The sequence below is a fragment of the Collimonas sp. GW821-FHT07E08 genome (assembly GCF_059418905.1).
This window is the reverse complement of record NZ_JBWKQR010000014.1, coordinates 81,213-106,671: the sequence shown is the minus strand read 5'-3', so window position 1 is coordinate 106,671 and position 25,459 is coordinate 81,213. Positions and strand designations below refer to the sequence as shown.

Genomic DNA, 25,459 nt, shown 5'->3' with positions numbered 1-25,459 from the left:
GGGTTACCTCGGCCGCTCAGGCGCTGAAGAACGGCAGGACTTCGGCCAGCAAGGCGTCGGGCGCTTCTTCTGGAATGTAGTGGCCGCAAGCCAGGGCTTTGCCGCTCAGCTTGCCGGCCAGCCGCCGCCACTCTTGCAAGGGCTGGAAACATTTCTCGATCACGCCTTGCGCACCCCACAGCACCAGCGTCTGGCACTGTATCTTGCGGCCCTGCGCCAGGTCATGGCGCTCGTGCTCGAGGTCGATGCTGGCGCTGGCGCGATAGTCCTCGCAAATGCCGTGGATGGCGGCCGGGTCGCTGAGGCAGCGCAGGTATTCGGCATAGGCTTCTGGCGTGAACGGCGCCAGGCCGGCGCTGCGGCCGCCTATCGTGTGTTTCAGATACTCTTCCGGATGGGCGCCGATCAGCATTTCCGGGAACGGCGCCGGCCGGATCAGGAAGAACCAGTGGTAATAGGCGGTGGCGAAAGCCATCGTGGTCTGTTCATACATGGCCAGGGTCGGTGCGATATCCAGCAGCACCAGTTTGCTGACGGCATGCGGATGGTCGAGCGCCATGCGGTAAGCCACCCGGCCGCCGCGGTCATGGCCCATCAGCAGGAACTGCGGATAACCCAGCTGCGCCATCAGGTCGAGCTGGTCTTGCCCCATGGTGCGCTTGGAGTAATTGCCGTGGTCCGCCAGTCCGGCCGGCTTGCCGCTGTCGCCATAGCCGCGCAGGTCGGCGGCAACCACGGTGAAGCGTTCGGCCAGGCGCTCGGCCACCTTGTGCCAGATCACATGGGTTTGCGGATGCCCATGCAGCAACAGCAGCGCGGGGCCGCTGCCGCCGCGCCGGTACTTGATCCGGGTGCCGTTGACCTCGGCCATGCCGTGCTCGAATCCAGAAAACATTTGCCGCCCTCCACTGTCCTGTCGTTAGAGGGATTGTATAGCTAGCCCATGGATTTATAATTAATTGAAATTAACTCTATTATTTCCTTTAATTTAATAATGAACACACTCTCGGATCTCGCTTTTTTCGCCATCCTGGTCAAGGCAGGCAGCCTCGCGGCGCTGGCGCGCGAACTCGGCGTCACCCCGCCCGCGGTCACCAAACGGCTGGCGAACCTCGAGCAGCGGCTGGGCGTGCGCCTGCTGAACCGCACCACCCGGACCATGAGCGTCACCCATGAAGGGGAAATTTACCTGGCGGACGGCAGCCGCATACTGGCCGACATCGAAGCGCTGGAACGCACGGTCAGCAACAGCCGCGCCGTGCCCAAGGGACTGTTGCGCATCAACGCCAGCTTCGGCTTCGGCCGCAAGCATATCGGGCCGGCCGTGTCGGCATTCAGCAAGCGTTATCCGGAAGTGGAAGTCCAGCTGCAGCTGTCGGACCGGCCATTGAACCTGGCGGACCAGGCTTTCGATATCGGCATCCGCATCGGCGAGATGCCGGATGCGCGCATCATTGCCCGCAAGATCGCTTCCAACCGGCGCCTGTTGTGCGCAGCGCCAGCCTACCTGAAGCAGCATGCCGCTCCCAGCGGGCCGCGCGAGCTGCAGCAGCACGCGTGCATCGTGCTGAGGGAAAACGACGCCGCCTACGGCAGCTGGCAGCTGAGCAAGGGCAAGCGGCACGAAACCGTCAAGGTGCGCGGCACGCTCAGCACCAACGACGGCGAGATCGCGCTGGACTGGGCGCTGGCGGGACATGGCATATTGCTGCGTTCCGAGTGGGACGTTGCGCCGTATCTCCGTTCAGGACGCCTGCGCCAGGTGCTTGGCGACTGGGCGCTGCCGCCGTCCGACATCTTTGCCGTCTATCCCGAGCGGCTCAACCTGTCCGCCAAGGTCACTGCGTTTGTCGACTTTGCGGCAGACCGCTTCAAGTCGCATCTATCGCGAGGAGATGAGACGGGCCAGGCCTGGTAGGCGTTTACCGGGCAGCGGACGGCTCGGGGTTCCACCAGCCGCCGCCCAGGGCTTGCAGCAAGGCGGCCGTGTCGGCATAACGCGCGGCCTGCGCGACAGTCCGGTCCAGCTCGGTTTGCAAACCCTGGCGTTCTGCATCCAGCAAACTGAGGTGGCTGACGCCGCCTGCCTGGTACTGGCGCGAGGCGATCGCCAGGCTGTCTTGCGCATTCTCCGCGGCTTTTGTCCTCGCCTGCAAAACCTCGGCATCGTTCTCCAATGCGCGCAAGCCGTCCGCTACCTGCTGCAAAGCCTGCAGCACAGTCTGCTGGTAACCCGCCGCCGCCGCATCGTAGGCCGCAACCGCGGCGCGTTTTTTGGCGCGCAGCTCGCCGCCATGGAATAGCGGCTGCATCAGCTTGAGGCCGATATTCCAGACGTTGAGGCTATCGGCCAGGTCGGCGATACGTCCCTGCTCCGCTCCCACGCTGCCGGACAAGGTCAGTTGCGGATAAAGGTTGGCGCTGGCCACGCCAACCTGGGCGCTGGCCTGGTGCAGCGTCGCTTCGGCGGCGCGGATATCGGGACGCTGGCGCGCCAGCGTCGACGGCAGGCTCAGCGGCAGCCTGTCCGGCAGCGTCAGGCTGTCCAGCGCAAGCGGCTGCATGCCGGCCTGGGCCGGCGCCCGCCCCAGGTAGACCGCGAGCTGGTGGCTTACCTGCGCTAGCTGTTGCTGCAGCGCCGGCAACGCCGCCTCGCTTTGCGCTACCAGCGTGCGCTGGTTCTTGAGGTCGCGCTCGGCGATGCCGCCGGCGGCAAGGCGCTGCTGCATGATGGCGAGCTGCTGGCGCTGCAGCTGCAGCATCCGTCCGGTGCTCGCGAGCTGGACCTGCAGCGATGCCTGGCGGATCGCGGCCGTCACCACATTGCCGGCCAGCGTCAGCTGCACTGCCTGCAGCTCGGCGGCCTGGTTATCCACCTGTGCCTGCAAGCCTTCCAGCATGCGGGCATTGGCGCCAAAGGCGTCGACCGTGTAGGAGACCTCGAGAGCAGCGTTGTACAGCGTAAACGGTCCTGCCTGCGGCACATTGGGAAGGCCGAGCGCGGCGGTATCGATCTGCTGGCGCACCCCGCCCAGCTGCAGGTCGACCTTGGGGTAACGGCTAGCGCCGACCTGGCTGCCCAGGTTTTCGCTGGCCTGGCGCAAGACGGCTTTTGCCTGCGCCATCGAAGGACTGTTGGCCAACGCCTCGCGCACCAGCGCATCCAGCTGCGGCGAATGGAACAAGGTCCACCATTGCGCCGGAATATCCATGCCGGCGTCGAAATGCTGGGCGGCGCCGCCGGCTCCGGTGCTGGAGACGGTCGCCAGCGGTTGCGCGCCCGCCGTGTATTGCTGCACGGCAGGCGCCGGCGGCGCCTGGAAATCCGGCCCCACCGCGCATGCCGCCAGCAAGCCGGCCGCGCCCAGGCACAACCAGGAGTTGCGCTGCGGATAATTCAAGATTGGATTCATCCCGATATTCCTCAATCCAGCGTGCGCCGGTAAAAGCGCAGCGCGATGCCCATCACGACCAGGGTAAACAGCATCAGCGGCCAGACATTGGGCCAGAGGTCGATCCAGCCGTTGCCCTTGAGCAGGATGCCGCGTATCAGGCGGTTGAAATAAGTCAGCGGCAGCAGGTTGCCGATGAACTGCGCCCATTTCGGCATGCCCTGGAACGGGAACATGAAGCCTGACAGCAGGATGTTCGGTAAAAAGTAGAACATGGTCAGCTGCATGGCCTGCAGCTGGTTTTGCGCGATCGACGACAAGGTGATGCCGACCGTCAGGCTGGCGGCAATGAACAGCAGCGCCGCCAGGTAGATCGCCAGCACGCTGCCGGCAAACGGCACATGGAACATGAAACGCGCGCCGAGCAGGATGATGCTGGCCTGGATCAGGCCGATGGCGATGTAAGGCATGATCTTGCCGGTCATGACTTCCACCGGCGACACTGGCGTCGCCAGCAGGTTTTCCATGGTGCCGCGCTCGCGTTCGCGGGTCATCGACAAGCCGGTCATCATCACCATCGTCATCGACAGGATGACGCCCATCAATCCCGGCACGACGTTGTACTGGGTCACGCCTTCCGGGTTATACAGGCGCTGTACCTGCACATCGAATGCCGGCGCGCCGCCGCTGAACCTGGCCAGCGCGCCCTTCAAGTCCTTGTGGGCGACCGATTGCACCAGTTGCGGCAAGGCTGCCAGCGCCATGCCGGTAGCGGTCGGGTCGGTGGCGTCGGCCTCCACCAGCAGCGCCGGCCGTTCGCCGCGCAGCAGGCTGCGGGTAAAGTTGGCCGGGATATTCAGGACGAACAGCACTTTCCCTTGCGCCAGGGCGGTGCGGGCGGCAGCCTCGTTCGGCAGCTCGGCGACGATGTCGAAATAATCCGACGCTTTCATGGCGGCGACGAAGGTGCGCGTGAATTCGCTGTGGTCGGCGCTGACGACCGCGGTCGGCATGTGTTTTGGATCGCTGTTGATGGCGAAGCCGAACAGCACCATCTGCATGACCGGGATCACCGTGATCATGCGCACCGTGACGCGGTCGCGCATCAGTTGCAGGAACTCCTTGAGCACGATGCTCCACCATCGTGAGAACGAAAAACCGGCAAACCCGCTCATGGCTGCTCCCCGAAATTGTCGGCCGAGCGGTTCATCATGTAGATGAAAACGTCTTCCAGGCTGGTGTCGATCGGCTCCATGCGCAGGCCCTGTCCCTCAGTCATGCGGCGCAAGGTTTTCTCCAGCAGCGCTGCATCCTTGCCGCACACGTGCAAGGACGTGCCGAACACCACCAGCTGGTCCACGCCGGGCTGGCCGTGCAGCTGCTGCGACAGGCCGACCAGCTGGTTGTCGTGGATATCGCCGTTGCGGCTGTTGTAGATCGCCCAGGTCGCCAAGCCCTGCCCGGCGACGACTTCGGCGGCCGTGCCTTGCACCAGCAGCTGGCCGTACGCCAGGTAAGCCAGCTTGTGGCAGCGTTCGGCTTCGTCCATGTAATGCGTGCTGACCAGCACGCTGATGCCCTCCGCCGCCAGCCTGTGCAGTTCTTCCCAGAAATCGCGGCGCGCGGCCGGATCGACGCCGGCGGTCGGTTCGTCCAGCAGCAGCAGTTCCGGCTGGTGCAGCATGCTGGCAGCCAGCGCCAGCCTCTGTTTCCAGCCGCCGGACAGGGAGCCGGCCAGCTGTTTGGCGCGGCTGGCCAGTCCCAGTTTCTCCAGGCTCTGCTCGACCACTTCCTTGCGGTTCTTCATTTCATAGATGCGGGCGACAAAATCCAGGTTTTCGCGGATGCTGAGGTCGTCCCAGTACGAGAACTTCTGCGTCATGTAGCCGACCCGGCGCTTGATCTCGCCGCTTTGCTTGATGATGTCGAAACCCATGCAGGTGCCGTGGCCGGAATCGGGCGTCAGCAAACCGCACATCATGCGGATCGACGTGGTCTTGCCGCTGCCGTTCGGCCCCAGGAAGCCGAATATCTCGCCGCGCCGCACCTGCAGCGAGAGGTCTTTCACCACGTGCTTGCTGCCGAAATGCTTGTTGATGCGGTCGACATCGACCACCAGGTCGCCGTTGGCGCTGCCGGCCGCCGTCATGGCAGCCTCACTTCCAGCGGCTGCCCCGGATGCAGCTTGAGGGCGTCGGCCGGCGCCGGCCGCGCTTCGATCATGTAGACCAGCTTGGCGCGCGACTGGTTGCTGTAGATGATGGGCGGGTTATATTCGGATTCGGTCGAGATATACGAGATGTGCGCCGCTACGTTGGGCTGGCAGCCGTCGCAGCCGAGGGACACGGCCTGGTTCACCTTGAGCCGTCCCAGCACGGTTTCGGGCACGAAAAAGCGGATCTTCACATTCTCGGGCGGCAGCATGCGCAGCACCGGATTGCCGGCCGCCACCCATTCGCCTTCGCGGTACATGGTGTCGAACACCAGTCCGCTGCGGGTGGCAGTGACCGTTTTTTGCGCCAGCTTCCAGTCGGCCTGCTCCAGCACCGCCTGCGCCGCCGCGACCTGGGCCTGCTGCGCCCGCACTTGCGCCTCGCGGCTGGGCAGGCGATCCACCGCCAATTGGCTTTGCCATTGCCTGACCTGGGCGGCGGCAGTCTGCGCCGCGGCGCGCGAATCGTCGAGTTGCTGTTTGGCGATGCCGCCGGCCTGGAACTGGACCTGGTCGCGGCTGAGCTGGAGCGCAGCCTTGCTGGCGGCAGCCTGGGCCTGGGCCAGCTGCGCGCGCGTTACTTCCTGTTCCTGCGGCCGCTTGCCGCTCTTGATGTCGGCCAGCTGCGCCTCGGCCGCGTCCAGCTGGCGCCGGGCCTGGCGCTGGGCGGCGATCTCGTCGCCCGATTCCAGCATGAACAGCGGCGCGCCCGACGCCGCCAGCTGCCCGCGCTGGACTGACAGGCGATCGAGGCGGCCTGCCTGCGACGAGGCGACATAGACATACTCGCCTTCCACGTATCCCTGCCAATCGTTGTCGTCATTCGGCGTACATGCCGCCAAGGCCAGGCAGCCCAGGGCCGCAAGCGCAAGAGTCGAAAACCGCAGGAAACGTTTGGCAAGGCTGAGCGACATGGGATTTTTCCTCTGCTATTCGTCAATAAGCGGAGCGGGACCCGGAACAGCCGGCAGCGCCAGCCCGTGCAGCAGCAGCGCGGTGACATGCCGCTTCAAGCCATCCTTGTCCAGCAGCGCTACCTTATTCAAGGGCGGCGGCAGCACTGGCCCGTTCTTCAGGTTGCGCGCCATCGCCAGCGGCAGCATGGTCAGGCCCAGCACCGAGATAAAGATCAGGGCCGGCTCCAGCCCCGGATTGATGGCGCCCGCCTGCTGGCCGCGGCCAACGTTTCCAGCGAACGCGGCCAGCTTGGCCAGCGGCACCCGCTGCACCATGCGCTCCCGCAGTTCGCCGCCGTCGCTCAGGACCTCGCGCACCCACAAGGCGGGTATCCACGACATGGTTTCGGTGGCGGCGATAATGCGTTCGACGATGCCCATGATCATCTGTCCGGGCGGCTCGTCGCCGGTGACCGGATCCCAGATGCTGTTGACGAACAGGCAGACCCGCTCGTCGACCACGGCGTCGATCAGCTGGTCGCGGTTCTTGAAGTAGTAATGCACCATGGCGGGCGTCACCCCGGCCTGGCGTGCAATCGCCGCCACCGTAGTCGCCGCGACTCCCTGCGATGAAAACAGCAAGGTGGCGGTATCGAGCAGTTTTTCGCGCGAATCCTGGTCCGACGCCAACGGACGGCCGCGCGCTGGTGCTGGTCTGGTCATGCACCAATATTAATCAATGCATTAATTAATTACAAGGACAGATATCCAGATCGAGATTTAATAAAAAAAGGATAAATTACATTAATAATGTAATTTATCCGATTGATTTAATACAATATTTTCAGATTTCTCCGGCAATTACCACCGCCGGTCATGCAATCATGCGCGCGGCGCCTCATTGTGTTTCAGCGACTGCGCCAGCTCGCCAGCCTTGAGCGATCCCATCAGCGACAGCAAGGTATTGAACGCATTGGTGTCACCGCCGCCGCCCATCTGGATCTGCGGCACCAAAGGCACTTTCGAGGTCTCGAACGCTTCAGCCAGGCGCAGCATCACCGTCTGCATCAGCTGCTTGTCAGCGCCCTCTCCTTGCAACGCTTCGGACTTGGCCTTGATCGCCGAGGCTTCCGCTTCACCTACCGACTTGATCGCCGAGGCACGGCCGGAGCCTTCCATTTCCTGCTTGAATTTTTCCGCATGCGCCAGCGCCTCGATCTCCTGGCGCTTCTTTTCCGCCGCTTTGACGTTGGCCGAACCTTGGTTTTCCTTGATCGAGATATCCACCAGCGATCCGGTCAGCTCCTTCTGCTTGGCGGCGCGCTGCTCAGCCTCGTTGAGCTCGCGCTCCTTGTCGGCGGCAATCTGCTTTTGCGCAAAAGTTTCGACCTGTTCCCGCGCAATCTGGCGGTCGCGCAGCTGCGCCATGATGTTTTCGATCTTGGTATCGCCGGGCTGCGGTTTGGGCGTGCCGATCAGCACTTCCTGGAATTCCAGCGAATAAGCCTGGAAACGTTCCTTCATGTCGGCCGACGCATTGGTCTGCAACTCGCTGCGCGACTGGATCAGTTCAATGAAGGTCTTGGTCTGCGAGACATTCTTGAAGTACGAAGACACCATCGGATCCAGCGTCTGCTCCACCAGTTGCGCCACGTTGCCGAAGCGCTGCACCACCATCGGCGCCTTGCGGTAATCGATGTGCACCACCACCGACAACGGCAATTGCGGCTCGAAGGCATCCTTGGTGATCAGGGTGATTTCACGCAGGTTGTTGTCGAAGCTGGAACCGCTCTCGCCGGATTTCCACATCAGGACGAAGTTGGTGGTGGGCACCAGCTCGATCTTGCCGGCGTAGGTGTTGAACGCATATTTGCCGGGCATGAGCGGATCGCGCCAGACACCGCGGCAGCCGCTCTCGACCAGCTCGCCATGGCTGTATTCCTTGCCCGACAGATCGGAGCCTTTGCGGCCGGTGTACGACACCACCACGCCCACATAACCGACCGGAATGATGGTCTTCTTGATCAGCTCGACCGTCGCAAACAGGCGGTTGATGTAATAAGTGCCCTCCACCAGCACCCGCTCCTGGCGGCCGCGCAGGCCGTTCGCTGCCAGGAATTTTTCCGGCTCCTGGAACGAGTTGTGGCTGTCGCCGACATCCGGCGCCAGCAATTCGTCTTTCGGCAGCCCAGGACCGTCCTGCACCGTCACGATGGCCAGCTGGTCCGAATCGTGGGTGCCGGCCACTTCCTTGAGCACCACCGGCGTAAAGCCGCTGCGTTCATCCAGCACGCCGCGCATCTGCTCGTAGTACGCCTTTTCCTTGGCGTCCAGCGACAGCGAATAGGTAGCCTCTTCCGTCATCACGACAAACAGGGCCGGATTGATGATATGCGTGCCTTCGCGCAGTATCTTGCGTTGCGGCCCCTTCTGGCCGCCGCCTTGGAGGAAGGAGCGCACGTCGCGGAAATCCTCGACCTTGGCATTGTCGGCCAGCGTCTGCCCGGCAGGCAGGTCGATGCCGTCGCGCGCAAAAACATAGCCGATCTTGCCCTGCGTGACGGAAACCATGGGATGGATATGGACGCGGAACTGGAACGGCGCAAAGAAATGAAAACCGCCGCGCCTCAGCTCAGGCTGAAGCCCTGCCTCGCCATGCAAGGCCAGCAGGCCGGCCTTGACCGATCCGCTCGAGCTCCACAACTTCTCGACGACGCCGATGCGGTCGTTTGGAATGTATCGGACGATGCCCGATACCGAAAAAAACACGGCAAGCGCAAAAGCAACTGCAACCAGGATGACAAGGGCCGTGGGAAACCATCCCAGGCTTGATAATAGATTAGACATATCGTTTCTTTCTTTATTGTTGTACGACTGTTCTTCCCTGCCGGCGCAGCATCGCGCCAGCCGTCCTGCCATAGGGGATCCACGGCAAGATCATTTTTTACTGCTTTCTGGAATTGGGTAACTCAGGAACCCCCGTTGCGGTCCAGCGAAAAACCGAAATCGCCATCCATCCAGGTGTCTTTGTCGCGGCTGATCGCCTGCGCCGGCAGCCCGGCGCTCTTGACCGCAAAACCCGGCATTTTCTTGACGGCGGTGCCGATCGCCATGAATTCGACCAGCCCGCTGCCGATTTCCGCGATATAGGTCTTCACCCCGACCACTTCCTCGGCCCCGAGCTCATCGGCTTCATCTTTCAGGCGCGCGATGGCAATTTCGCGCGCGTCATGGATCAGCGTGGTCAGGTCGCTGATCTCGCCTTTGGTGAAAGACTTGAACGCAGCCATGAAGCCGCCCACCACGCCCAGCGAGTAGATCGACGTCGACATCAGCAGCTTGACCGGCGCGTAGCCGAGGCTGGTCATTGCCCACAACTCTTCGCCAGTAAGATCGCTGGTGACCGGCGTGCTGTCCGCGCTGGCCGGAAGCGCGCTGTGCCGCGACGCCGTGCCGGCCATCAGCATCTCATGCGTCCCCATCCACGGCAGGATGGTGGTGCGGATGCCGACCACGGCGTTGGCGCCGTCAGCCTTGGCCTGGCTCACCAGCCGCTCCAGCGCCTTGTGGCGGGTGGTGTTGAAGATATTGCTGTACTCGGAGATTTCACCGCGCACCAGGGTCTTCAGCGACCCCATGATGCCGCCGCCGACGCCCATCGAATAAGCGATATTGCCGAACGCATGCTGGATCGGCTCATAACCGGCGTCCATATGGCAATACAGTTCCTGCGCATCGCCGGCCGTGGTGAAGAAACGGCTGGACGCATCGCGCGCATGGACGCATGAACCGACAAACAGGAACTCCGTGCTGCCGCTGAACGACCGCAGTTCGCTGGACACCCCCGCCACGCCCGAAGCGCCGTGCTGCGCGGCCTCCTTGCGCATGCGTTCAAATGCATTCGCGCGGCCTTCATGGATCGCCGCGGTCACTTGCGTGATCTCGCCGCCCAGCATGTTTTTCAGGCCCGCGCCGATCCCGCCAAGGAAACCCATCGAATTGACGCTGTTGCCGACGACGATTTCACCCGCCGAGTAATTCTTTAAAGCCAGGCAAAAAATTTCATTTCCGGATAAACCCGTTACTTTAGCCATACGCCTTCCTTTTTATCGACAATAAATGTCCAACGGACCAGCCTGAACATCCAGGCAGATGGGCCAAGGGACGAATTGATTCTGGACCTTAAAATGGAAGGCTGCTACTGATTTCGCGCAACGGTTGCTCGAATGTTCCTTCAGTCGTAGTGGAGTGAATTACTGATATTCAGGCTGGATATTTCTGTTTTTGGAAGCAGATGTGGAGAGATGCTGTTCTATCAGACAGATTCCATCCGATACACGCCCAGATCGTTCAATTTCAACGCAGAATGTGTATCCAGCTTGAATATCCTCAAGTCGTGCAACAATTCTTCCGGCTCTGCTAGGCCACGCCTGGCGTTCCGTTAGAATGCAAGTCGTCCCAATCGCTTTTTGCGATTATCGCCAAGTCGTACCTACCGGAGCAGCAACGCGTGACAAACCTCAAACCTCCTGCGCAGAACCCAGGCCGCACCGCAGCCATGCCCTTCATCATGCTGACCGTATTGATCGACATGATTTCGATCGGCCTGATCATCCCGGTGCTGCCGGTGCTGGTCGGCAAATTCACCGGTTCGCAGGCCGACCAGGCATTCTGGTATGGCGCGGTGGCCTTTGCTTTCGGCATCGCCAATTTTTTCGGTTCGCCGATCCTTGGCGCCCTGTCTGACCGCTACGGCCGGCGGCCGGTGCTGCTGCTGGGATTTTGCGGGCTGGCGCTGAATTTTTTCGCGACGGCGTTTTCAACGGCGCTGTGGATGCTGATCGTGGTGCGCCTGGCGGGCGGCGCCATGCAATCCAATGCCGCGGTCTGCAATGCCTACGTGGCCGACATCACGCCGCCGGAGCAGCGCGCCAAGCGCTTTGGCATGATCGGCGCGATGTTCGGCGTCGGCTTCATCGTCGGGCCGGTGATGGGCGGTTTGCTGGGCGCTGTCAATCTGCGCCTGCCGTTCATCGTGGCCGGCAGCCTGGCATTGCTGAACCTGATGTACGGTTATTTCGTGCTGCCCGAATCGCTGCCGCCTGAGCGGCGCCGCGCATTCGGCTGGCGGGCGGCCAATCCGCTGTCGTCGCTGCAAGCCTTGTCGCGCCTGAAAGCGGTCGGCCCGCTGGTGGCGGTGATCGCCTGCAACGGCCTGGCGCAGTTCATGCTGTTCACGACCTGGGTGCTGTACACCACGTTCAAGTTCGGCTGGGGACCGCTGGAAAACGGCCAGTCGCTGGCGGCCGTCGGCATCATGTCGGTGATCGTGCAAGGGGTCTTGCTGGGACCGTTGCTGAAACGCTTCAGCCCGCAGCGGCTGGCGGTGATCGGGCTGGTCTCCTCCACTGCCGCCTACCTCTTGTGGGGAGCCGCCAGCCAGTCATGGATGATGTATGCGGTGATTTTCGCCAATATATTCGGCGCCACGGTGAATGCGTCGATCCAGAGCATCATTTCCGGCGCGGTCGATTCGCACAGCCAGGGCCAGACCCTGGGCGCCGTCAGCTCGCTCAACAGCCTGATGGCAGTGATCGCGCCGGTGATCGGCGCGCCGTTGCTGGGGGTGGTGTCGCATTTGCCCAAAGGCGACTGGCGAATTGGCGCACCGTTCTATTTTTGCGCGGTGCTGCAGCTGGCGGCGCTGGTGCTGGCTTTCCTGCATTTCCGGCGCCAGCGTCGCCAGCGCGCCGAGATTCAGCCCGCCGACGCCATGCTGGAAACGGAAGACGCGCAGTAAGCGCCGATGCCGCGGTTCAGGCCGCGACCGGAACCCGCAGCGGCGAACCCTGTTCTGGTGCGCGGCTTGACAGGCGGCTGAGCGGGATCTCTACCCAGCGATAGAAAAGCGCGCCGGCGGCAAGGCTGGCGGCCCAGGCCAGCACCATGCCGCCCGCCTGCAGCAGCGGCCGCGCCGGCACGAACTTGGCGAACGCCGCGTTGACGACCAGGCAGACCGGGAAATGCACCAGGAAGATCGCGTACGAAATCCGGCCGAACGAGCGTATCCAGGCAAAGCGCTGGCGCGACAGCAGCACGCCGCGCCGGCTCGCCAGCACCAGTGCGCAGGCTACCAGCAAGGCGAGCGCGATGCGGCTGCGGAAATCGATCGTCAGTGCGTACAAGGTCGGCACCAGTATCGCCGCCAGCAGCAACGCCACCACCGCCGGCCGCCGGCCCAGGTCGCGCGCCCACCAGGCGATCACGCCCAGGCCGTAGCTGCCGAAGAAATACGGCGCCCAGGCGTCCCAGGCAGCATCGCGGTTGAAATAGAACAGGGAGGCGCTGACGCCGGCCACCACCAGCAGCGGCGCCAGCCATGGCATCGCGCGCCGCCTGGCGAGGCCGCCGGTCAGCCACAGCAGCATGGTGAGCATGGCGTACAGCTGGAAATCGATGGCGACGTACCAGGCGCCGGCCGAAATCGATTCATAACCCAATATGGAATGCAGCAATAATGCATGGGCGGCCAGTTGCATGGCCGTCGGCATGGCGGAGATGGAGTAATGCGTCATCCACAGCGCGGCCCAGGCGGAAGCGCCTATCGCCAGCACGGTCGCGGCCAGGAACGGCGGCACCAGCTTCATGTAGCGCCGCCACAAGACCCGCAGCGGGTCGGCGACGGTGGAAGTGCCATGCGGCGACAAGGACTTGGCCGCGAGGAATCCGCCGACCACCAGGAATACCTGGACCGCGATGCGGGCGTAGGTGTCCAGCCAATCGATCAGGCCCGGCGCGACAGGACGGACATGGTCTGCCATCGGCCCGTAGAACGCCAGGTGGTGCAAGACAATCAGTTGTGCCGCAATAACCTTGAGCAGGTCGATAAAGCCGAATTGGAAATTGGAATTACGTTCTGGTGCTTTCGATGAGCTTGGTGGCAGCGGTGAAACGCTCATTGTTACATCCATGTTAAAAAAGATGCCAATGATAGAGATTCAAACGCGCTTGTCCAGCATAATAATATCTTGTAACATTTCCCAATCGCAACAAATTGGTTGCCTAAAAAGCATCATTCATTGCGATCCTGCACCTTTCCCATCGCCAACTGGTATTTCTTGATCTTGTCATACAGGGTTTTCTTGGGCAGGCCCAGGCGGTCGGCAGCGATGGCGACGTTGCCGCCGCTGGCGTTCAGCGTCTCGGTGATCAACATGCGCTCGTAGGCATCCATCTGCTGCGGCAACGATATGCCGCTGGGCAGGTCGCCGCCGTCCTGGAGCGCCAGATCGGCCACGCCCTCCGCCACGCCCAGCACCAGCCGGTCGGCAAAATTGCGCAGCTCGCGCACGTTGCCGGGCCAGTCGCGGGTTTGCCATTGCGCCATCTGCGCCAGCGTCCATTGCGGCAACGGACGCTGATAGCGGATCGCCGCGCCCTGGATGAAGTGCGCCAGCAGCAGCGGAATGTCCTCGCGCCGCTCATTGAGGCGCGGCAGGTCGATGCTGACCACGCCGATGCGGTAATACAGGTCTTCGCGAAAACTGCCTTGCGCGCTCATCTGCAGCAGGTTGGCCTTGCTGGCGGCGATGATGCGGCAATCGATGGCGATCGGCTCGTTGCCGCCAAGCCGCTCCAGTTTCCGCTCCTGCAGCACGCGCAGCAGTTTCACCTGCAAGGCCAGCGGCATGCTTTCGATTTCGTCCAGGAACACGGTGCCGCCCTTGGCGTATTCGAGTTTGCCGATGCGCCGTTTCTGGGCGCTGGTGAACGCCCCCGCCTCGTGTCCGAAAATTTCGCTTTCGAATACCGCTTCCGGCAGCGCGCCGCAATTGATGGCGACAAACGGTCCTTGGCGGCCGCTGGCCACATGCAGCTGGCGCGCCACCACTTCCTTGCCGCTGCCGGTCTGGCCGTTGACCAGGATATCGACCATGGTCGGCCCGACGCTGCGGATCATGGTGCGGACTTTTTCGATCGCGGCCGATTGCCCGATCAGGCTCGGCATGTCGGGATGCGCCGCCCAGGCCGCTTTCAGGCGCCGGTTCTCGAGGATCAGGCTGCGCTTTTCCTGCGCCCGGTTGGCGGTCTCCATCAGGCGTTCGGCGGCAAACGGCTTTTCGATGAAATCGTAGGCGCCGGCGCGCATGGCGTCTACCGCCATGCTGACGTCGCCATGGCCGGTCACCACGATCACCGGCAGGTCGGGATCCAGCGTCACCACCTGGGTCAACAGCTCCAGGCCGGAGCGGCCCGGCAAACGCACGTCGGTGACAATCACGCCGGCAAAGCCCGGATTCAGCCAGGGCTGCGCCTGTTCCACGCTGCCGCAGGCATGCACGGTAAAACCGCCCAGCTCCAGCGTTTGGCTGATCGCTTCCCGCACTGCCTGTTCATCCTCGATCAATACTGCTTCCAGCGTTGCCACCCTCACCTCCATCAAGTCTCGACCGTTTCCAGCAACGGGATCCGCAGCACGAATTCGGCGCCGCCGCCGCTGTGGTTGTTTGCCGTCAGCCGGCCGTTCATCGCCTGCACGATGGACGATGAAATGGCCAGGCCCAGGCCCAATCCCTTGCCGGACGGCTTGGTGGTGAAAAACGGCTCGAACAGATGCAAGGCGACCTGCGCCGGAATGCCCGGACCGGAATCGCGGATGCGGATCACCGCTTCGCCCGCCTCGCAATCCAGCACCAGGGACACGGTTTTTTGCTCGGCATTATCCACTGCGTCCAAGGCGTTGCGCAACAGGTTGATCAGCACCTGCTCGGTGCGCACCGAGTCGCCGACCACCTGGGCCGTGCGCCGGATCTCGATCTCCAGCTTGGCGCCGTGGGTCTGGAACTCGTTATGCAGCAGCAATGCCGCCGCCTCGATCGATTTCGGCAAATCGATGGCGGCGACCGCTTCGTGGCTTTTCCGGGAAAAGCCGTTGAGCTGGCCGACGATCTTGCCCATGCGGGCGCTGGCATTGCTGATATGCCCCAGGTTTTCGCTGGCCTTGTCACCCTGGCCGCGGGTCAGGAAGGTCATGGCGTTATCCGCAAACGCCCGGATCGCCGCCAGCGGCTGGTTCAGCTCGTGGGCGATGCCGGCCGCCATCTGTCCCAGCATGGCCAGCTTGCCGGCCTGGATCAGCTTGTTCTGGGTCGAACGCAACAGATGCTCCGTTTCCTGCAGCTTGGCGTACTTGGCTGCCAGCGTCTGGTTCGCCACCATCAATTCCTGCGTCCTCTGGGCGATGGTCCGGTCCAGGTATTCGGCCGACACCAGCCGCTCTTCCAGGCGGCGCCGGCGCTGGTACAGGGCCCACAGGGAAATTCCCGCAATCGCCAGCAGCAGCAGCGCCGCCATGGTCCACAGCATGGCGATGCGGGCGATCCGTGCCTGCGACGGGAACAGCATCAGTTGCCAGCCCAGGCGGCCGACGCTGCGCGTGACGTGCTGGCCGAATTCCGCGCTCTGCTGCTTCGGCAAAGAGCTGACCGGCGTAATCGGCCGGTCGGCGTACTGATGCGTGCCGGTGAGGTCTTGCTGCACGGCTCCGTTGAGCGGATACAGGCTGTGATATTTCCAGTCCGGGCGATTACTCAGGAACACCACGCCGCTGCTGTCGACCAGCGTGATCGGATCTTCGCTGCTGCGCCAGGTGTGCTCGAATTCGGTCAGGTCGATCTTGACCGCCATCACCCCCAGCGCGGCGTTTTCGCCATGGGCGGCGGCGCTGGCGTAGATCGGCTGGGCGATAAAATAGCCCGGCACGTTGGTGGCGTTGCCGATGCCGTAGAAACGCCCGGCATTGCCTTTCATCGCATCGCGGAAATACGGACGGAAACCGAAGTCCCGGCCGACAAAGCTGGTAGGCGTATCCCAGTTGCTGGAGGCCAGCGTCAAGCCCTTGCGGTCCAGCACATAGATCGCCACCACCTTCGATTGCCGCTGGATCAGCTGCAATGTCTGGTTCAGGCGCTGGATGTTGAGCTGGTCCTCGGGATGGGCCAGCGCCTGCAGCACATCCGACTGGAAGCCGAGGGCAAAAGGCAGCGTCTCGAATTTCTGCAGCACCGATTCCAGGTCGAGCGCGACGATTTGCAGTTGCCGCTCGCTGGCTTCGCCGATGTCGCTGCCGGCTTTCCTGGCTGCCATGACGTAGGTGGTCAGCGCCACGGCAAGCGCGCCGGCAAGCGCCAGCGCAGTCCAGAGCAGCGGCTTGTTGGCCCTCGCCTTCACCAGCAGATTTGTCATGGCAGCCGCCTGAATCGGAAAAAAGCAGGCGACCGCGCCGCCTGCATGGCTTTAACGCGATCCAGCCGGCGCGCCGCCAGGCGCGTGTGGCCGGATCTCAAGCGGAACGTCCTTGAGATAACCTTCCTTGCTTGGATCGCGCATCTTGTAAGCGACGATGAAAGCCAGCGCGCACATGCCCGACACATACCAGTAGAAAGTCGACTCCATGCCGGCCTTTTTCAGCTCCAGCGCAACCAGCTCAGCCGAACCGCCGAAGATCGCGTTGCCCACGGCATAAGACAAACCGACACCCAGCGCGCGTACTTCCGGCGGGAACATTTCCGCCTTGATCAGTCCGCTGATCGAGGTATAGAAACTGACGATCGCCAGCGCCAGGATCACAAAACCGAACGCCGCGTAAGGATTGCTGACATCTTTGAGCGCATGCAGGATCGGCACGGTCGCCACGGTCGCCAGCGCGCCGAACCAGAGCATCGAAGTGCGGCGGCCGATCCTGTCGGAAAGCGCGCCAAACAGCGGCTGCATCAGCATGTAGACCAGCAGCGCCGCGGTCATCACGGTGCTGGCGGTTTTCGCGCTCATGCCGGCGGTATTCACCAGGTACTTCTGCATGTAGGTAGTAAAGGTGTAGAAAATCAGCGAGCCGCCGGCAGTGAAGCCAACCACCGTCAGGAACGCCGTCTTGTGTTTCATCAGGCCCGCCAAGGTGCCGGCATCCTTGTTTTTACGTGTTTCAGCGGTCGAGGTTTCGCTCAGCGATTTACGCAGGTAAAGAGCAACCAGCGCTGCTATCGCGCCCAGCACGAACGGAATGCGCCAGCCCCAGGCGTGCAGCTGTTCAGTGGTCAGTACCTGCTGCAAGATCACCAGCGCCAGCACCGCCAGCAATTGGCCGCCGATCAGGGTCACGTACTGGAACGAGGCAAAAAACCCGCGCCGGCCTTCCAGCGCGACTTCGCTCATGTAAGTGGCGCTGGTGCCGTATTCGCCGCCCACCGACAACCCCTGGAACAGGCGCGCCAGCAACAGCAGCAGCGGCGCGGCGATGCCGATGGTCTCGAAGGTCGGCAGGCAGGCAATCATCAGCGAACCGCCGCACATCATCAGCACCGAGATCATCATGGCGGTGCGCCGGCCGTGTTTGTCGGCGATGCGGCCGAACAGCCAGCCGCCGATGGGGCGCATCAGGAATCCGACTGCAAAGATGGCGGCGGTGTTGGCTAATTGCGAAGTTGCGTTGCCGCTAGGGAAAAACTTTGGCGCAAAATAGATTGCGCAAAACGAATAGATGTAAAAGTCAAACCACTCGACCAGGTTGCCGGACGAGGCGCCGACAATGGCGAAGATACGCTTCCGGGAGTCCGCGGCGGCGGCATGGTCGGACGGATGAAGTGTGGACATGGTTGTCTCCTGGTTTTAATGTTTTTGTGCAATCCTGACAGTCCGCTACATATGCAACTTGCGCGCAAGCTACATCATGCCATCTGGAAGGCACAACAGGCAAAGGGGAATAACGGCTAGGGTTACGGCAAACTTGAATCGACGATGGCCACGCTATTGCAGCAAGGCAAGATTCTCTTGGCAGGCATTTTTGTCTCCTATGGGATTGGTTTTTTATCCAAACCATTGCAGACATCGTGCCAGCCCGGGAAAAAAAGCTAAGTATCTGATTTACTGGAGATAATTCCAGAGAAAAGGCAGAGCGTCGGAGCCCGCCGTGCGGATATCCGCAATTGCCGCGGCATTTGTTGCGGATATCCGCCCATGCGGACCGCGCTATTGGGCTACCATCTGCGCTGCAAAAATAAAGGAACCTGCAATATGAACCACGAAGAGCGCATGGTCGATATCGAAATCAAGCTTGCCCGCCAGGACGACATGCTGGACGAGCTGAACAAGCTGGTCTACCGGCAGCAGCTGAAAATAGACCAGCTGGAAGCATTGTGCACCGCACTAGCGCGGCGGATCAAGGATGCCGCCGACAACAGCAATGCGGGCCAGGCCGCCAACGAACGCCCGCCGCATTACTGATTGCTTGATGGCTTTAGAGCGCCTGGGTCCGGGTCTCCAGCCATTGTTTGGCGTCGCCCCGCACATGCGGCGACAGGCGCGCCCTCACCTCGGCGTGATAGGCATTGAGCCAGTCGATCTCGTCGCTGCGCAACAGGCTGGCGTCGAGGCAGCGCGTATCGATCGGACACAGGGTGAGCGTCTCGAAGCGCAGGTACTCGCCGAATTCGCTGGCTGCCGCCGGCTGGTTCAGCACCAGGTTCTCGATCCGCACGCCCCATTGGCCGGGCCGGTAGATGCCCGGCTCGATCGAGGTGATCATGCCCGGCTCCATCGCCGTGTGCGCATCGGGTGCAGCATTGCCGGAGATGACTTGCGGACCTTCATGCACATTCAGGAAGTAGCCGACGCCGTGGCCGGTGCCGTGGCCATAGTCGATGCCGGCGGCCCAGATCGGCGCACGCGCAATCGCATCCAGCAAAGGCGATTTGATGGAGCGCGGAAACTGCGCTGACGACAGGGCAATCACACCTTTCAGCACCAGCGTGCAATCGCGCTTCTGCGCTGCCGACGGCTGGCCGACCGGCACCATGCGCGTGATATCGGTGGTGCCGCCCACATACTGGCCGCCCGAGTCGATCAGCAGCAAACCGTCGCCGCCGATGGTGGCGTGCGATTCGGCGCTGGCCTTGTAGTGCGGCATGGCGCCGTTGGCGTTGAAGCCGGCGATGGTAGCGAAGCTGGGGCTGACAAAACCCGGCCGGCGCGCCCGTGCAGCGGTGATATGGGTATCGACCATCAGTTCGGTGACGGTTTCCTTGCCCAATGCCTGCTCCAGCCAGGCAAAGAACTCGCACAGCGCCGCGCCGTCCTGCTCCATGGCGGCGCGCACATGCGCTACCTCGCCGGCGCTTTTGCGCGACTTGGCAAAGGTGGTCGGGTTGACTGCCTCTGCCACGTTGACCGCGGCCGGCACCGCTTGCCGCAATCCGAGCGTGACGCGGCGCGGATCAAGCAGCAGCGTGGCGGCGGCCGGCAAGGCCGCCAACGATGCAGCCGCTTCGGCGTAAGGCGCCAGTGCGACGCCATCCTGGCTGAGCAGGTCGCGCAGGGCCGGCGGGACTTTGCCGTCGGCGACGAACAGCGTGGCTTGTCCGGGTCCGACCAATGCGTGGGCCAGGAATACCGGGTTGTAATTGACGTCGGCGCCGCGCAAATTGAACAGGTAGGCGATGTCGTCCAGGGTCGAGATGAAGTGCCATTGCGCACCGTGCTGCTGCATGGCCTGGCGCAGCTGCTCCAGCTTGGCCGCGCGCGACAACGGCGCATGCGACGCCTGGTGCTGGTACACCTCGGCCATCGGCAAGCCGGGCCGCTCGCTCCAGATCTCGCCCAAGACATCGAGGTCGGTACGCAGGTTGCTGCCGCCTTTGGCCAGCGCCTGTTCCAGCGCACGCGCGGTAGCCAGTCCCAGCACCGCGCCGTCGACTGCCAGCGTTTTGCCGGCTGGCAGATTGGCCGCCAGCCAGTCGAGATGCAGCAAGCTGTTGCCCGTCGGCGTTTTCATCAGCACGATCTCGGTGCCCGCCAGCTCCGCTTCCGCCTGCGACCAGTAGCGGCTGTCGGCCCACAAGCCGGCGAAATCGGCGGTAATGATCAAATTGGCGACCGAACCGGTGAAGCCTGACAGCCATTCCCTGCCCTTCCAGCGTCCCGGCAGGTACTCGGACAAATGCGGATCGGCCGACGGAATCAGGCAGGCGTCGACATTGTTGCGCTGCATGGCGGCGCGCAGCTGCTGGATGCGCGGCGCGGAAGTATTCTGGGAAAAGGTTCGGGAGTTCATGGGAGGCTGGCTGGAATGATCTATTTGGGTGGATGGAATCACTTACCGTTAAGCCGCCAAGCATACCATTGCGAGGGGAAAAACGGGGTCTTCCGACCAGGTCTTGCAGCGAACTCTTGCACCCGTCCGCAACTGACAATCGAAAAAACGAGTAAGCTCACACGTCACGGTATCTGCAAAAGAATTCTGATCATCATAATTTCTCCCAGAGGAAATCGTCATGACTCGTAAAACCCCCATTGAGCTCTATCGCAACATAGGCATCAGCGCGCATATCGACGCCGGCAAGACCACCACTACCGAGCGCATCCTGTTCTATTCCGGCGTCAGCCACAAGATCGGCGAAGTGCACGACGGCACCGCCACCATGGACTGGATGGAACAGGAGCAGGAACGCGGCATCACGATCACCTCCGCCGCCACCACCTGCTTCTGGCAAGGCATGGCCGGCAATTACCCCATGCACCGGATCAACATCATCGATACCCCGGGCCATGTCGACTTCACGATTGAAGTGGAGCGCTCGATGCGGGTGCTGGACGGCGCCTGCATGGTCTACGACGCCGTCGGCGGCGTCCAGCCGCAGTCCGAAACCGTCTGGCGCCAGGCCAACAAGTACACCGTGCCGCGCCTGGCGTTCGTCAACAAGATGGACCGGGTCGGCGCCGACTTCTTCCGCGTCCACCAGCAGATCCGCGACCGCCTCAAGGGCAATCCGGTGCTGGTGCAGATCCCGGTCGGCGCGGAAGACAATTTCCACGGGGTGGTCGACCTGGTCAAGATGAAGGCCATCATGTGGGACGACGCCACCCAGGGCGTCAAGTTCGAGTACATCGAGATTCCAGCCGAGCTGCAAGCCAGCGCCCAGGAGTGGCGCGGCCGCATGATTGAAGCGGCGGCCGACGCCAGCGACGCCATGATGAAAAAATACCTGGACGGCGCCGACATCAGCGAAGAGGAAATCAAGGCCGCCCTGCGCCAGCGCACCATCGCCGGCGAGATCGTGCCGATGCTGTGCGGCAGCGCCTTCAAGAACCGCGGCGTGCAAGCGTTGCTGGACGCCGTTATCGATTACCTGCCGGCGCCGACCGACATCCCGCCGGTGCAAGGCCACGACCAGGACGACCTGGTGGTAGAACGGCGCGCCGCCGACGACGAAAAGTTCTCGGCCCTCACCTTCAAGATCATGACCGATCCGTTTGTCGGCCACCTGAGCTATTTCCGGGTCTATTCGGGCGTGCTGGTGTCGGGCGACGTGGTGTTCAACCCGAACAAAGGCAAGAAGGAAAGGATCGGCCGGGTGCTGCAAATGCACGCCAACCATCGCACCGAGATCAGCGAAGTGTACGCAGGCGACATCGCCGCCGCGGTCGGCCTCAAGGAAGCCAGCACCGGCGATACCCTGTGCGATCCGGGCAGCATCATCACTCTGGAAAAAATGGTGTTCCCGGACACTGTGATCTCGCAGGCGGTGGAACCCAAGACCAAGGCCGACCAGGAAAAGATGGGAGTAGCGCTCAGCCGCCTGGCCGAAGAAGATCCGTCATTCCGCGTCAAGACCGACGAGGAATCGGGCCAGACCATCATTTCCGGCATGGGCGAGCTGCACCTGGAAGTGCTGGTGGAGCGCATGCGGCGCGAATTCGGCGTCGAGGCGACGGTCGGCAAACCGCAAGTGGCTTTCCGCGAAACCATCCGCAAGGTGTGCGAATCGAGCGAAGGCAAGTTCATCAAGCAGTCCGGCGGGCGCGGCCAGTACGGCCATGTGGTGCTGAAAATCGAACCGCAGGCGCCAGGCAAGGGTTTTGAATTCGTCGACGCCATCAAGGGCGGCACGGTGCCGCGCGAATACATTCCCGCAGTGGAAAAAGGCGTGCGCGAGACCCTGGCTACCGGGGTGCTGGCCGGTTATCCGGTGGTCGACGTCAAGGTCACATTGTTCTTTGGCTCTTCGCACGATGTCGATTCCAATGAAAACGCCTATCGCATGGCGGCTTCGATGGCGTTCAAGGATGGCTGCCGCAAAGCCAGCCCGGCCTTGCTGGAACCGATGATGGCGGTGGAAGTCGAGACGCCCGAGGAAAAGATGGGCGACGTGATCGGCGACCTGTCGTCGCGGCGCGGCATGATCCAGAGCATGGACGACATTCCTGGCGGGGTCGGCAAGATCGTGCGGGCGGAAGTGCCGCTGGCGGAAATGTTCGGCTACTCCACCACCCTGCGCTCACTGACCCAGGGACGCGCCACTTATACGATGGAATTCAAGCACTACGCAGAAGCGCCGGCCAACGTCACCGATGCGGTGGTGAACGCCAAGCATGTGGGAACCGGCAAGCACTGAAACCCGGCTTGGCCGGAACCGCGGCAGTTCCGGCCATGCCATCGTTGGCAGCGTTTGCTTGCAGCTCGGCTACAGCTCGTTTTCGTCCAGGTCGTGCTCCAGGCCGTCAATCGGCAGCAGGTGGCCCAGTTTCGCCGCCTTGGTGTCAAGGTAACGGGTATTGAACGGATTGCGGTTGAGGATCAGCGGAATCCGCTCGACCACGGTAATGCCGATTTTCTGCAACGCCGCCACCTTGCGCGGATTGTTGGTCATCAGCCGCAAGGCCGTGATATCCAGGTGCTCCAGCATGGTTTCGCATAAGCTGTAATCGCGCAGGTCGGCGGCAAACCCCAGCTGCTGGTTGGCTTCCACCGTGTCCGCGCCGCCGTCCTGGATATGGTAGGCGCGCAGCTTGTTGATCAGGCCGATGCCGCGCCCTTCCTGGCGCAAATACAAGATGGCGCCGCGCCCTTCGGCGGCAATCTTTTGCAGCGCCCCTTCCAGCTGCGCGCCGCAATCGCAGCGCTGGCTGAACAAGGCGTCGCCGGTGAGGCATTCGGAATGGACGCGCGCCAGGACCGGCGCGCCGTCGTTGACTTCGCCCAGGGTCAGGGCCAGGTGTTCTTTGCCGGTGGAGTGTTCGATAAAGGCATGCAGCTGGAAGGTTGCCCAAGGCGTGGGCAGCGCGCAAGACGTCACATACTCCAGTTTTTGGTCGGTTACGGCGGCGGCCAGGCTGCTTTTGTTATTAGTGGTGCTCATCAGATGGATTCATGGTGAATAAAAGGCATGGCATTGCATAAATGGCATGCCGATAACATGCATTTCGGTTTTAACGTTACATAACATATCGATTACTAGCCATCCATTTTACGAGCATTCGAAAAAACACGTATGACGCTCCTGCAACTGTATCTTGCCAGCGGCGAAATTAATAAGATAACAATGGAATGTTGGCGTGGGACCGTAAAGCAGCCGAAGCGACAGTTGACGGCTTAACCGTCAGGCCATGCGATTTTGTCAAACAGCTGCTGCAGCCGCTTGCCGCGCTGCGGGTTGACCATCTGTACATAGGCGATCCTGCCGGCCAGGAATTGGCGATGATTGTCCCGGCCGTCCTGGTTTTGCGATGCCGGCCCGTGGCGGATGCAGTTTGTCAGCGCGGCCTTCAAGTTGTCGAATTCCTGGCGCGGGATATTGGGGTGGCGGTTGACCACGATGCCGGTTAGCTGCTGCCTGACGCCGCTGCGCATCATCCGGGTTTTCCTGGTGTTTACCGAAAATCCCTCTTCCAATGCGATCGCCGCCACTTGCACATGGAAACGGTCCATCGCCCGTTCCAGTTCGCCGTCGCCGGAAAACGCCAGGTCGTCGGCGTAGCGGCTGTAACCGGCGTTGAGCGAGGCAGCCAGGGCCTGCAGCCGCAGATCCAGCCGGTAAGCGCACAAATTGGCAAGCGCCGGCGAGCACGGCGAACCTTGCGGCAGATGGCGCTGGCGGAAAACCTGCCGTTCCTGCCAGGACAATGCGCCGGCGCTTGCCGGATCTTGATGATTCAGCACGCTGCCCGGCGTCCGGTGCGTGCAAAGGCGGGACAGGACGCCGGCTACCCTGGACGGGTAACCCAGCCCGGTAAATAGCGCATGGATCCGCGCCGCCGGGATGCTGGTGAAAAAATTCTTCAAGTCCATGCGTATCACTACCCGCTTGCCGGCATGGCGCGCCGCATGCGTCACGCAGGAGTGGCCGCGCCGGAAACCATGCGCCGCCGGGTGCAGCGGCACCAGGTCGAGCAGGCCGCGCAGTATCTGGCCTTGCATGGTCCGCAGGCGCGGCTTGGGAATTTCGAGCAGGCGCAGCCCGCCGCTCCGCTTTTCTATCCAGCGATGGTGGTAGTGCTGCAGGGCCGCTGCCTGTGGCGGACTGTTGCGCCATTTGTCGGCGAACCAGTCCAGCTCGGACGGCCCTGCTTTGAGCCACTGCGCCAGGTCGGCAGTGGTGGCTAGCGCCGGCAGCGGCAGCATCGATGCCCATGCCGGCTTGCCGGCCGGCAGAGGCAGGTCCAGGCAAAAATGCCTGATCTGCGGCGGCTCGCCATCCAGCCATGCAGCGGCAAAGCCTTCGTGCGCCAGGATCAGCGCGGCCAGTTCGGTGCGGCCATGGCGATGCAGCTGGTCGCCGAGCTGTTTGTATACTGCCCGGCACAATGAAGGTATCCAGCGCCATTTCTTCCCAAGCGCCCGTCTTGCGCTTAGCTGCATGGCCTCAACGCTCGCTTCGCGTGCGAGGAAGGTGTCGGCAAGAGCCAAGGCGACGTAGGTTTGTGGAGTCATCCGGTCAAGGTAAGCGAGGCGGCGGAGAGCCTTCAACCAGTCCCGTCATGCGTGAGCCGAGCCTGCACCGTGGTGCAGGGCCGCTCATGCGTTGCATTGCCCAGCCAAAAATATCCCGCGGGGTAACCCCGCGGAGGCGTTCCATTACACAAGGTAACAGTGCGCCGGCTTGAAGGGTCCGCCGCCCGGCCACACTATG

19 protein-coding genes are annotated in these 25,459 nt (G+C 62.4%); 4 read left to right on the top strand and 15 right to left on the bottom strand.

Features of this window, described 5'->3' with window-relative positions; translation table 11 throughout:
- Positions 1-16 precede the first annotated feature (16 nt).
- On the bottom strand, positions 17-895 hold the full coding sequence (locus AC07RZ_RS18575; RefSeq protein WP_494669055.1) for an alpha/beta fold hydrolase: 879 nt from the start codon (positions 893-895) through the stop codon (positions 17-19).
- A 99-nt stretch (positions 896-994) separates the two neighbouring features.
- On the opposite strand from AC07RZ_RS18575, the gene AC07RZ_RS18570 reads away from it, so the two are divergent.
- Positions 995-1,918: a LysR family transcriptional regulator gene (locus AC07RZ_RS18570; RefSeq protein WP_494669054.1), complete on the top strand. Its 924-nt coding sequence runs from the start codon at positions 995-997 to the stop codon at positions 1,916-1,918.
- A gap of 4 nt (positions 1,919-1,922) precedes the next feature.
- On the opposite strand, the gene AC07RZ_RS18565 is transcribed toward AC07RZ_RS18570, so the two are convergent.
- The 7 genes from AC07RZ_RS18565 to AC07RZ_RS18535 form a co-directional block, all read right to left on the bottom strand.
- The gene (locus AC07RZ_RS18565; RefSeq protein ID WP_494669053.1) at positions 1,923-3,413 is read right to left on the bottom strand and encodes an efflux transporter outer membrane subunit; all 1,491 of its coding nucleotides are present in this window, start codon (positions 3,411-3,413) and stop codon (positions 1,923-1,925) included.
- A gap of 11 nt (positions 3,414-3,424) precedes the next feature.
- Positions 3,425-4,567, bottom strand: a complete 1,143-nt coding sequence (locus tag AC07RZ_RS18560) for an ABC transporter permease (protein WP_494669052.1) — start codon at positions 4,565-4,567, stop codon at positions 3,425-3,427.
- Positions 4,564-5,541, bottom strand: coding sequence for an ABC transporter ATP-binding protein (locus AC07RZ_RS18555; protein WP_494669051.1), 978 nt, complete (start codon positions 5,539-5,541; stop codon positions 4,564-4,566). Before AC07RZ_RS18555 ends, AC07RZ_RS18560 begins: the two co-directional genes overlap by 4 nt.
- Positions 5,538-6,518, bottom strand: coding sequence for an HlyD family secretion protein (locus AC07RZ_RS18550; RefSeq protein WP_494669050.1), 981 nt, complete (start codon positions 6,516-6,518; stop codon positions 5,538-5,540). Before AC07RZ_RS18550 ends, AC07RZ_RS18555 begins: the two co-directional genes overlap by 4 nt.
- 15 nt (positions 6,519-6,533) lie before the next feature.
- Positions 6,534-7,223: a TetR/AcrR family transcriptional regulator gene (locus tag AC07RZ_RS18545; protein WP_494669049.1), complete on the bottom strand. Its 690-nt coding sequence runs from the start codon at positions 7,221-7,223 to the stop codon at positions 6,534-6,536.
- A 159-nt stretch (positions 7,224-7,382) separates the two neighbouring features.
- Positions 7,383-9,347 carry an SPFH domain-containing protein gene (locus tag AC07RZ_RS18540; RefSeq protein ID WP_494669048.1) on the bottom strand — a complete coding sequence of 655 codons (1,965 nt, stop codon included), beginning with the start codon at positions 9,345-9,347 and terminating at the stop codon, positions 7,383-7,385.
- A 122-nt stretch (positions 9,348-9,469) separates the two neighbouring features.
- On the bottom strand, positions 9,470-10,594 hold the full coding sequence (locus AC07RZ_RS18535; RefSeq protein WP_494669047.1) for a heavy metal-binding domain-containing protein: 1,125 nt from the start codon (positions 10,592-10,594) through the stop codon (positions 9,470-9,472).
- Positions 10,595-10,974: 380 nt separating this feature from the next.
- Here AC07RZ_RS18535 and AC07RZ_RS18530 point away from each other — a divergent pair, with 380 nt between their 5' ends.
- Entirely contained in the window at positions 10,975-12,300 is a 1,326-nt protein-coding gene (locus AC07RZ_RS18530) for a TCR/Tet family MFS transporter (protein ID WP_494669086.1), read from the top strand.
- A 16-nt stretch (positions 12,301-12,316) separates the two neighbouring features.
- Here AC07RZ_RS18530 and AC07RZ_RS18525 read toward each other — a convergent pair whose 3' ends face one another.
- From AC07RZ_RS18525 to AC07RZ_RS18510, 4 genes are all read right to left on the bottom strand, one after another.
- Positions 12,317-13,459 carry an acyltransferase family protein gene (locus AC07RZ_RS18525; RefSeq protein ID WP_494669046.1) on the bottom strand — a complete coding sequence of 381 codons (1,143 nt, stop codon included), beginning with the start codon at positions 13,457-13,459 and terminating at the stop codon, positions 12,317-12,319.
- A 113-nt stretch (positions 13,460-13,572) separates the two neighbouring features.
- Positions 13,573-14,940, bottom strand: coding sequence for a sigma-54-dependent transcriptional regulator (locus AC07RZ_RS18520; protein ID WP_494669085.1), 1,368 nt, complete (start codon positions 14,938-14,940; stop codon positions 13,573-13,575).
- Positions 14,940-16,745: a sensor histidine kinase gene (locus AC07RZ_RS18515; protein ID WP_494669045.1), complete on the bottom strand. Its 1,806-nt coding sequence runs from the start codon at positions 16,743-16,745 to the stop codon at positions 14,940-14,942. Before AC07RZ_RS18515 ends, AC07RZ_RS18520 begins: the two co-directional genes overlap by 1 nt.
- A 51-nt stretch (positions 16,746-16,796) precedes the next feature.
- Positions 16,797-18,149, bottom strand: a complete 1,353-nt coding sequence (locus AC07RZ_RS18510) for an MFS family transporter (protein WP_494669044.1) — start codon at positions 18,147-18,149, stop codon at positions 16,797-16,799.
- 420 nt (positions 18,150-18,569) lie between these two features.
- On the opposite strand from AC07RZ_RS18510, the gene AC07RZ_RS18505 reads away from it, so the two are divergent.
- Positions 18,570-18,779 carry a SlyX family protein gene (locus AC07RZ_RS18505; protein ID WP_494669043.1) on the top strand — a complete coding sequence of 70 codons (210 nt, stop codon included), beginning with the start codon at positions 18,570-18,572 and terminating at the stop codon, positions 18,777-18,779.
- A gap of 13 nt (positions 18,780-18,792) precedes the next feature.
- On the opposite strand, the gene AC07RZ_RS18500 is transcribed toward AC07RZ_RS18505, so the two are convergent.
- Positions 18,793-20,604, bottom strand: a complete 1,812-nt coding sequence (locus AC07RZ_RS18500; protein WP_494669042.1) for an aminopeptidase P family protein — start codon at positions 20,602-20,604, stop codon at positions 18,793-18,795.
- A 220-nt stretch (positions 20,605-20,824) separates the two neighbouring features.
- On the opposite strand from AC07RZ_RS18500, the gene fusA reads away from it, so the two are divergent.
- A complete protein-coding gene (gene fusA / locus AC07RZ_RS18495) occupies positions 20,825-22,945 on the top strand; it encodes an elongation factor G (RefSeq protein ID WP_144737432.1) in 2,121 nt (706 codons plus the stop codon).
- 69 nt (positions 22,946-23,014) lie between these two features.
- Here the strand turns inward: fusA and ribA are convergent, their stop codons facing one another.
- Both ribA and AC07RZ_RS18485 read right to left on the bottom strand, forming a co-directional pair.
- Positions 23,015-23,689 (bottom strand): GTP cyclohydrolase II, encoded by a 675-nt coding sequence (gene ribA / locus AC07RZ_RS18490; RefSeq protein ID WP_342829639.1) that lies wholly within the window; start codon positions 23,687-23,689, stop codon positions 23,015-23,017.
- Positions 23,690-23,922: 233 nt separating this feature from the next.
- Complete coding sequence (locus tag AC07RZ_RS18485) at positions 23,923-25,260, bottom strand: reverse transcriptase family protein (RefSeq protein WP_494669041.1); 1,338 nt, start codon at positions 25,258-25,260, stop codon at positions 23,923-23,925.
- Positions 25,261-25,459: the final 199 nt, after the last annotated feature.

Excerpts from the sequence above, each read along its gene's own strand:
- AC07RZ_RS18575 (WP_494669055.1), bottom strand. The coding sequence starts at position 895 with ATGTTTTCTGGATTCGAGCACGGCATGGCCGAGGTCAACGGCACCCGG.
- AC07RZ_RS18570 (WP_494669054.1), top strand. The coding sequence starts at position 995 with ATGAACACACTCTCGGATCTCGCTTTTTTCGCCATCCTGGTCAAGGCA.
- AC07RZ_RS18565 (WP_494669053.1), bottom strand. The coding sequence starts at position 3,413 with ATGAATCCAATCTTGAATTATCCGCAGCGCAACTCCTGGTTGTGCCTG.
- AC07RZ_RS18560 (WP_494669052.1), bottom strand. The coding sequence starts at position 4,567 with ATGAGCGGGTTTGCCGGTTTTTCGTTCTCACGATGGTGGAGCATCGTG.
- AC07RZ_RS18555 (WP_494669051.1), bottom strand. The coding sequence starts at position 5,541 with ATGACGGCGGCCGGCAGCGCCAACGGCGACCTGGTGGTCGATGTCGAC.
- AC07RZ_RS18550 (WP_494669050.1), bottom strand. The coding sequence starts at position 6,518 with ATGTCGCTCAGCCTTGCCAAACGTTTCCTGCGGTTTTCGACTCTTGCG.
- AC07RZ_RS18545 (WP_494669049.1), bottom strand. The coding sequence starts at position 7,223 with ATGACCAGACCAGCACCAGCGCGCGGCCGTCCGTTGGCGTCGGACCAG.
- AC07RZ_RS18540 (WP_494669048.1), bottom strand. The coding sequence starts at position 9,347 with ATGTCTAATCTATTATCAAGCCTGGGATGGTTTCCCACGGCCCTTGTC.
- AC07RZ_RS18535 (WP_494669047.1), bottom strand. The coding sequence starts at position 10,594 with ATGGCTAAAGTAACGGGTTTATCCGGAAATGAAATTTTTTGCCTGGCT.
- AC07RZ_RS18525 (WP_494669046.1), bottom strand. The coding sequence starts at position 13,459 with ATGAGCGTTTCACCGCTGCCACCAAGCTCATCGAAAGCACCAGAACGT.
- AC07RZ_RS18520 (WP_494669085.1), bottom strand. The coding sequence starts at position 14,940 with ATGGAGGTGAGGGTGGCAACGCTGGAAGCAGTATTGATCGAGGATGAA.
- AC07RZ_RS18515 (WP_494669045.1), bottom strand. The coding sequence starts at position 16,745 with ATGACAAATCTGCTGGTGAAGGCGAGGGCCAACAAGCCGCTGCTCTGG.
- AC07RZ_RS18510 (WP_494669044.1), bottom strand. The coding sequence starts at position 18,149 with ATGTCCACACTTCATCCGTCCGACCATGCCGCCGCCGCGGACTCCCGG.
- AC07RZ_RS18505 (WP_494669043.1), top strand. The coding sequence starts at position 18,570 with ATGAACCACGAAGAGCGCATGGTCGATATCGAAATCAAGCTTGCCCGC.
- AC07RZ_RS18500 (WP_494669042.1), bottom strand. The coding sequence starts at position 20,604 with ATGAACTCCCGAACCTTTTCCCAGAATACTTCCGCGCCGCGCATCCAG.
- fusA (WP_144737432.1), top strand. The coding sequence starts at position 20,825 with ATGACTCGTAAAACCCCCATTGAGCTCTATCGCAACATAGGCATCAGC.
- ribA (WP_342829639.1), bottom strand. The coding sequence starts at position 23,689 with ATGAGCACCACTAATAACAAAAGCAGCCTGGCCGCCGCCGTAACCGAC.
- AC07RZ_RS18485 (WP_494669041.1), bottom strand. The coding sequence starts at position 25,260 with ATGACTCCACAAACCTACGTCGCCTTGGCTCTTGCCGACACCTTCCTC.